A 7,101-nucleotide genomic window follows, 5' to 3' on the forward strand; every position below is an offset into this window, starting at 1 on the left:
GATGCGTACTGATGGTGTGCCGGTTTCAACACGGACCTGTCACAAGCGGTTTTCAGGCTTTGCGGCGCATGCGATGGCCGAGGGGGCCTGCGGCATGGATGCACGTCAACTCGGTGCACGACGCCAGCCGCTCGCCCGGCACGGTCAACCACGCGGCCCGGCCCCCGGCTTTTGTCACCGGCCGGTTTCCAGCCGCTTCATGGCCGATGCGTTATAGCGATCTCCCGCGGCCGCGCCCAATGGGAAAATGGCGTCGATGCGGTCCCAGACCGCCTGCGGAACCTGCAGGGCGCTGGCCTGCTGTGCGTCATCGATATGCCCGGGGGTGGTTGCCCCGACGATGGGTGTTGCGGCGCCGTGGCGGCGGCACCATGCCAGGGCCAGCTGCGCGGCAGGGATCTGCATGTCGCGGGCCAACGCCTGCAGGGCGTCGACGAGTTCGATGTTGCGCTGGAAGTTCTCGCCTTGGAACCGAGGCATGTCGCGGCGCTGGTCATCGGGCGCAAAGTCCTCGGGGCTGCGCACCTGTCCGCTGAGGAAGCCCCGGCCCAGGGACGCGTAGCCGAAGAAGCAGGAGCCGGAGGACTTCAGGAAGTCCAGCATTTCCGCCTCCGGGTCGCGGCTCCAGATCGAGTATTCGGACTGGACCACGGCGACAGGATGGACCGCCGCAGCCCTGCGGTAGGTGATCGGTCCGATCTCGCAGATGCCGAGCGCGCCGACCTTGCCTTGTTCCACCAAGCGGGCCATCGCACCGTAGGTTTCCTCGATCGGCACCTTGGGGTCCACGCGGTGCAGATAGTAGACGTCGATGTGGTCGACTCCCAGGCGCCGCAGGCTGGCCTCGCAGGCCGGTTGTGCGCGTTCGGGCCTGGCATCGAGGCCGCGCTGATCGGCCCGTTCGCCGAAGGTGTAGCCGAACTTGGTGCACAGCGTCACTTCGGAGCGGCGGCCCCGGATGCAGCGGCCTACCAGTTTTTCGTTGGCACCGTCGGCATAGAGATCCGCGGTGTCGATGTAGCGGCCGCCCACATCCAGAAAATGGGCGACCGTGTCCGCGACGATCTTCTCCTCCACGGGGCCGTAGTAGCCCGTGAAGGCCATGGTGCCAAGAACGTAGGGAGGCGCCTGCAGAGTCATTGGAGTCTTGGCTTGCATTGCTCAGTCGATGGTGAGGTTGCTGGCGCGGACCACCTTGCCGAAGGTGGCGATCTCGTCGCGGATCTGGGCCGCGAATTTCTGCGGGTTGCTGTCGGTGACGGGCTCCAGGCCGGCGCCTTCGAGACGCTGCCGGTAGGCGGCGGAGTTCACCGCCTTGACCGTTTCGGTGTAGAGCCGATCGATGATGTCCTTCGGCGTGCCTGCGGGTGCCAGCAGTCCGTACCAGGAGTCGAGGCGGAAGTCCTTCAGACCGGATTCGGCGAATGTCGGAACCTGCGGAAGCAACTTCGAACGTGCAGGCGTGGCGACGGCGATCGCGCGCAATTGGCCCGCATTGATCTGGGGAAGAACGGATCCCAGGGTCGCGAAGTAGAGATTCACCTGGCCGCCCATCAGGTCCGCGGCTGCGGGCGCGGCGCCGCGATAGGGGATGTGGACGATGGAGGTTCCCGTCAGCTGCTTGAACATCTCGGCGGACAGGTGCGGCGTTCCGCCGCTGCCTGCGCTGGCATAGCTGTACTTGCCGGGGCTGGCCTTTACCAGGGCTATGAATTCTGCAAGCGTCCTGGCCGGGAACGAAGGATTGACCACCAGGACGGTGGGCGCCACCGCCACTTCGGTGATGGGCGCGAAGCTCTTCTGGCTGTCGAACTTCAGACTCTTGTACAGCACTGCGTTGATGGTGTGGTTGGTCGCTGCCATCAGGATCGTGTAGCCATCGGGTCTGGCCCGGGCCACCGCTTCTGCCGCGATCGTGGCATTCGCCCCAGGACGGTTGTCCACCACCACCGGCTGGCCCAAGGACCGCGACAGGCTGTCGGCTATCAGCCGGGCCGACACATCCGTGGGGCCGCCGGCCGGAAAACCGACGACGAGCCTCAAAGGCTGGCTGGGAAATGCGGCTGGCTGCGCGCGAAGCCCGGGCGCTGTGGAAAGAAGAAGCGGCAGTGCCTGCATGCAGATGCGTCTGCGCCCCGGGTTGTCGATCATGGCTGATTCCTTGGTGCTCTATTGGTGGAATTGATTAATAATAGAACGACGTTCTATTTTTTGCAACGAAAGTCTTGTGCGGGGACTTTCACTCCCCGCCTTCCTCCCTTCTCTCTTTCCAACCGGAGCACGCCACCTATGACGGCATCGCAAACACCCGCCTTCCAGCACTACATCAATGGTGCAGAGACGCCGCCGGCGTCCGGGCAATATTTCGAGACGCAGAGTCCCTATACGGGCAAGACCTGGGGGCTCGTCGCGCGCGGTTCGGCCGCGGACGTGGATGCCGCCGTTGCCGCCGCCCATGCTGCGTTCCAGGACGGCCCCTGGTCACGGCTGAGCGCCACCGAACGCGGCAGGCTCCTGTACCGCGTGGCGGAACTGCTGCGCCGTGATGCAGAAAAGCTCGCGGCTGTCGAGATGCGGGACAACGGAAAGCTCGCGGGCGAGGTGACCTCGCAGGTGCGCTATGTCGCCGAGTACTTCCAGTACTACGCAGGCCTTGCCGACAAGGTGCAAAGCCACGTGATCCCCACCGACAAGAAGGGCGTCACCTGCTTCACCCGCTACGAGGCCAAGGGCGTGGCCGCCATCATCACGCCGTGGAATTCGCCGCTGACGCTGACCAGCTGGAAGCTTGCGCCCGCACTTGCAGCGGGCTGCACCACCGTCATCAAGCCTTCGGAATTCACCTCGCCCTCGGCTGTCGTGTTCGCCCAGCTGTTCAAGGAAGCGGGATTCCCCGATGGAGTCGTCAACGTGGTGACTGGCTTCGGCAGTGAAGTCGGGAATTCGCTGGTCGAGCATCCCGACGTCGCGCATGTCGGATTCACCGGCGGAGAAGCGGCCGGCTGCGCCATTTACCAGGCGGCCGCCAAGGGCCTCAAGACGGTGACGCTGGAACTCGGCGGGAAGTCGCCCAATATCGTGTTCGACGACGCCAACCTGGATCAGGCTGTCAAGGGCGTCGTGGCGGGCATCTTCGCAGCCGCCGGGCAGACCTGCATCGCCGGTTCACGCCTGCTCGTGCAACGATCCATCCACGATGAATTCGTGGGCCGGCTGATCGAACTCGTCAAGGATGCCAAGCTTGGCGACCCGGAAGATCCGACCACCCAGATCGGGCCCATCGCGACCCGCCCCCAGTTCGAGAAGATCTCCAGTTATCTTGAAATCGCAAGGCAGGAAGGGGCGACCTGCGTCCTGGGCGGCCGGACCCGGCCGGACCTGGGAGCCGGGTGGTTCGTGGAGCCCACCATTTTCACGAATGTCCACAATGGGATGCGGATCGCGCAGGAGGAAGTCTTCGGCCCGGTGCTGTCGGTGATTCCCTTCGACGACGAAGCGGATGCGATCCGCATTGCCAACGACGTGCTCTATGGCCTCGCGGCGGGGGTGTGGACCCGGTCCCTGCATCGAAGCCTTCTGATGTCCGAAAAACTCCGGGCGGGCACTGTCTGGATCAACAACTATCGCTCCACCAGTTTCACGACCCCGTTCGGCGGCTACAAGCGGTCCGGCATTGGGCGGGAGTCCGGTACCGAGGCGGTCATGGAGTATCTGAAAACCAAGAGCGTCTGGATGTCCAGCGATTTAGACTTGCCCAATCCTTTCGTAAAGCGTTGATCGCACAAACACCATGTCAGATGAGTCCGGAGTGGCGGCAGTGGACCGCGCCTTGCAGATCCTCGCCGTATTCCGGGCCGACGACTACAGCCTCAGCCTGGTCCAGCTTGCCGAGCGGACGATGCTGCACAAGAGCACCATCATCCGCCTGTGCGAGTCGCTGATCAAGGCCGGCTACCTGGTCAGAATCCCGGATGGCTCGTACCAGGTGGGCGCCAAGCCGCTGCAACTGGGCGCGATTTTCCAGCGGCAGTTCAGAACGGTTGAACACGTCCCGCCTGTGTTGCGCGAACTGGTTGCGAGCTTGAATGAGAGCGCTTCGTTCTATGTGCCCGCCGGGGAAGGGCGCATCTGCCTTCACCGGGTCGATGCCCGGCGAATGATCCGGGACGCCGTGAAGGAGGGCGACTGGCGTCCTCTGGGAAACGGGGCGGCAGGGACCATCATCCTGGCGTTCCGTGGAGAAAAAGGCGCGGCCTTTGCGCGCGCAAGAAAAGAATACTGGGCCTCCTCCTTCGGCAATGAAGTCGACCCAGAGCTTGCCGCCTTCTCGGTCCCTACCTTCGGCCTCGGGAGCAAGCTGATCGGCGCGCTCAGCATTTCCGGACCGGGTCACCGGCTGCAGGCTTTGGGCAAGTCGGTTCTCGTCCCGCTGCTGCTGGATGCAGCGCGTCGGCTGACCATGACGTTCGGTGGCGATTCCTCCGTGTTTCCGCAGTCTTAGCCGGGGGACGTGGCCGCCTGGGCATCAGCGCGCGTCCATTGCCGGCCGACGTTACGGCGGCAACCCGGCGCGCACGAAGCCGCGGCGCTCCGGCCGCGCGGCGGGGCGCTGCGATTCCTTCGGCGTGCCGACGTAGAGGAGGCCCGCGAGCCGGACGGCCGGCGCAAAGCCGAGCGCGTCGTGGCTGCTCGCACCCGTCGCCCAAAAGAGCCACCGTAGCCCAGGATGTGCAGGGCGTTGAGCAGGTTCATCGCCGCCGCGCCCACGGCCAGCAGTTGCTCGCCCTCCGGCGCCTTGTGGCCGGGCTGGCTCCGTTCTGGGCCGTCGGTTCGTACACCGCACAGAACCCACGCCGGACAGCGCACAGAACACCGATGGGGAAAAAATGCATGGCTGGTCGGCGAACCGATGGCTAGCAAAAACGACCTTGGAGACGGCTGAGGTCTCGGGTCGCCCCACGATGAAAGCGGTGGAAGGCAAGAAAAAGGGGCATCGCCGCCGTCCCTTCCATGCGCCGCAGTGTACTCAAATACAAATGCTTCTCAGTTGAAAACCCTTCGGCCGGTGCAGTTTTCTGTGTCGCCCGGTGGCACTCAGGGCTTGCCGGGCGCCGTGCGGTGCATGGCCAAGCAGTACGGTACAGCCCTCGCGGTCCTCCGCCGGCGAGCTTCTGGTCGCTCTGATGCTGCTGGGCGAAGTCCTGCGCCACGCGCTGGAGCCGATGGACCGGCGCCGGGCGCCGGTGTGGCGCGCGGCGATGACCAGCACCCGGACTGAACGCTGGGTGAAGCCGTCCCATTCGAACAGGACGGTCTGCACTAGTTCCGCACGGAAGCTGCCGTGTCGGCGTTGCCGCGCCGCGCGAACGCGCTCTCGCATTCGTCGACGAACAGCAACGCGGGCGCGTTCTTGCAGCAGCAGTTCCAGCGTCTTTAGGCGTTGTTCCAGCGCCCGCACGCGGCTGGCCTCCCGCGAGCAGGCCTGCGTGTGCCAGGCCAGCGTCCTGATCGGCTCGGCGAGCGCAGCCAGGTCGACGCCCAGGCTTTCCGTGAACGCGGATTCCAGCTTCCATGCCGGGGTGCCTGCCTCGGGTAGCTTGGTAGGGAGAGCGGGTATCGCCGCTTTCCTGCTCGGCGCAGTGCCCCGCGCGCCTGCGTCCGGGCCGCGGCGCGCAGCGATGCGGCCTTGCGCGCTGCTGCGGTCTGCACCGTCTGCCGATCTGGCGTGCGGCCGCCGATGCACCCGTGTTGCAGCCGATGTGGTCGCGCTTCGGCACAGTCCCGGCGCTGCCCGGTGCGCCACGGCACAATCGCCGCGCGCCCACCTTCTCCAGGAGACATGCGATGCGCCGCCTCGACCACCTGCCGGCAGACGCCCACCCCAACCAGTTCGCCCTGCTGGGCCAGCGGCGCTTCGGACCGTTCTTCTGGACGCAGTTCGCCAACGCGGCCAACGACAACCTGTTCAAGTTCGCGTTCACCGTGCTGGTCACCTACCAGCTCCAGGTGGCCTGGCTGCCGCCGGCGATGGCCGGGCTGGTGATCGGCGCGCTGTTCGTGCTGCCGTTCCTGCTGTTCTCGGCCACGGCCGGGCAGCTGGCCGACAAGCTCGACAAGACGCGGCTGATCCGCTTCGTGAAGAACCTGGAGATCGCGATCATGCTGCTGGCCGCCTGGGGCTTCGCCGCCGGCCAGGTCGCGGTGCTGCTGGGCTGCGTGTTCCTCATGGGCGTGCATTCCACACTGTTCGGGCCGGTCAAGTTCGCCTACCTGCCGCAGGTGCTGCACGAGCGCGAGCTGACCGGCGGCAACGGCATGGTCGAGATGGGCACCTTCGTCGCGATCCTGCTCGGCAACGTGGCCGGCGGCCTGCTGGTGGCGCTGCCGGGCATCGGCCACACGACGGTCGCCGTCGCCTGCGTGGTGCTGGCGCTCGCGGGCCGCGCGGTGGCGCAGGCGATGCCTCCCGCGCCGGCCACCGACCCGCACCTGCGCGTGAACTGGAACCCGGCCAGCGAGACCTGGCGCAACCTGCGGCTCGCGCACGGCGATCCGGTGGTGTTCCGTTCGCTGCTCGGCATCAGCTGGATGTGGTTCTTTGGCGCGGTGTTCCTGAGCCAGTTCCCGAGCCTCGCGAAGGACGTGCTGCATGGCGACGAGCATGTCGCCTCGCTGCTGCTCGTGGTGTTCTCGATCGGCATCGGCGCGGGCTCGCTGCTGTGCGAAGTGCTGTCGCGCCGGCAGGTCGAGATCGGGCTGGTGCCGCTGGGCGCGATCGGCATGAGCGTGTTCGCGGTGGACTTCCACTTCGCCACGCGCGCGCTGCCGGCGCCGGCCGCGGCCTATACCCTGAGCGGCTTTCTCGCGAGCGCCGCGCACTGGCGCGTGCTGGCCGACCTGGCGCTGCTGTCGCTGTTCGCCGGGCTCTACAGCGTGCCGATGTATGCGCTGATCCAGCTGCGCGCGCAGCCTACGTGTCGCATCCCGGACGATCATATAGCCGCTTATGGAACAGATGCGGGTGAGTCTGATACCAGTTCTTCATGGCCTGCATGGGCGTCTTGCTGCCCAGCGCTGACTGCGGCAGTTGCTGGTTGTACA

5 protein-coding genes and 3 pseudogenes are annotated in these 7,101 nt (G+C 65.9%); 3 read left to right on the top strand and 5 right to left on the bottom strand.

Features of this window, described 5'->3' with window-relative positions; translation table 11 throughout:
- Positions 1 to 174 precede the first annotated feature (174 nt).
- Both GAK38_RS18715 and GAK38_RS18720 read right to left on the bottom strand, forming a co-directional pair.
- On the bottom strand, positions 175 to 1,104 hold the full coding sequence (locus tag GAK38_RS18715) for an aldo/keto reductase (RefSeq protein WP_325346473.1): 930 nt from the start codon (positions 1,102 to 1,104) through the stop codon (positions 175 to 177).
- 57 nt (positions 1,105 to 1,161) lie between these two features.
- The gene (locus tag GAK38_RS18720) at positions 1,162 to 2,151 is read right to left on the bottom strand and encodes a Bug family tripartite tricarboxylate transporter substrate binding protein (protein ID WP_325346474.1); all 990 of its coding nucleotides are present in this window, start codon (positions 2,149 to 2,151) and stop codon (positions 1,162 to 1,164) included.
- A 138-nt stretch (positions 2,152 to 2,289) separates the two neighbouring features.
- Here GAK38_RS18720 and GAK38_RS18725 point away from each other — a divergent pair, with 138 nt between their 5' ends.
- Positions 2,290 to 3,777, top strand: a complete 1,488-nt coding sequence (locus GAK38_RS18725) for an aldehyde dehydrogenase (RefSeq protein WP_325346475.1) — start codon at positions 2,290 to 2,292, stop codon at positions 3,775 to 3,777.
- 13 nt (positions 3,778 to 3,790) lie between these two features.
- Positions 3,791 to 4,501: an IclR family transcriptional regulator gene (locus GAK38_RS18730; RefSeq protein WP_325346476.1), complete on the top strand. Its 711-nt coding sequence runs from the start codon at positions 3,791 to 3,793 to the stop codon at positions 4,499 to 4,501.
- A 51-nt stretch (positions 4,502 to 4,552) separates the two neighbouring features.
- On the opposite strand, the pseudogene GAK38_RS18735 reads toward GAK38_RS18730, so the two are convergent.
- Positions 4,553 to 4,797, bottom strand: a pseudogene (locus tag GAK38_RS18735) (nitroreductase family protein); the annotation flags it as partial.
- Between the two features lie 229 nt (positions 4,798 to 5,026).
- Positions 5,027 to 5,803 (bottom strand): hypothetical protein, encoded by a 777-nt coding sequence (locus GAK38_RS18740; RefSeq protein WP_325346477.1) that lies wholly within the window; start codon positions 5,801 to 5,803, stop codon positions 5,027 to 5,029.
- A gap of 41 nt (positions 5,804 to 5,844) precedes the next feature.
- Between GAK38_RS18740 and GAK38_RS18745 the strand changes: the two are divergent.
- A pseudogene (locus GAK38_RS18745) lies at positions 5,845 to 6,981 on the top strand (MFS transporter); the annotation flags it as partial.
- On the opposite strand, the pseudogene GAK38_RS18750 reads toward GAK38_RS18745, so the two are convergent.
- Positions 6,971 to 7,101: pseudogene (locus tag GAK38_RS18750) on the bottom strand (IS481 family transposase); the annotation flags it as partial. The pseudogenes GAK38_RS18745 and GAK38_RS18750 sit on opposite strands and share 11 nt — an antisense overlap.

It is taken from the genome of Xylophilus sp. (assembly GCA_009914555.1).
Taxonomy (GTDB): domain Bacteria; phylum Pseudomonadota; class Gammaproteobacteria; order Burkholderiales; family Burkholderiaceae_C; genus WNDY01.

What these genes read in the sequence shown, in the direction of transcription:
- GAK38_RS18715 (WP_325346473.1), bottom strand. Translation starts at nt 1,104, where the DNA reads ATGGCCTTCACGGGCTACTACGGCCCCGTGGAGGAGAAGATCGTCGCG.
- GAK38_RS18720 (WP_325346474.1), bottom strand. Translation starts at nt 2,151, where the DNA reads ATGATCGACAACCCGGGGCGCAGACGCATCTGCATGCAGGCACTGCCG.
- GAK38_RS18725 (WP_325346475.1), top strand. Translation starts at nt 2,290, where the DNA reads ATGACGGCATCGCAAACACCCGCCTTCCAGCACTACATCAATGGTGCA.
- GAK38_RS18730 (WP_325346476.1), top strand. Translation starts at nt 3,791, where the DNA reads ATGTCAGATGAGTCCGGAGTGGCGGCAGTGGACCGCGCCTTGCAGATC.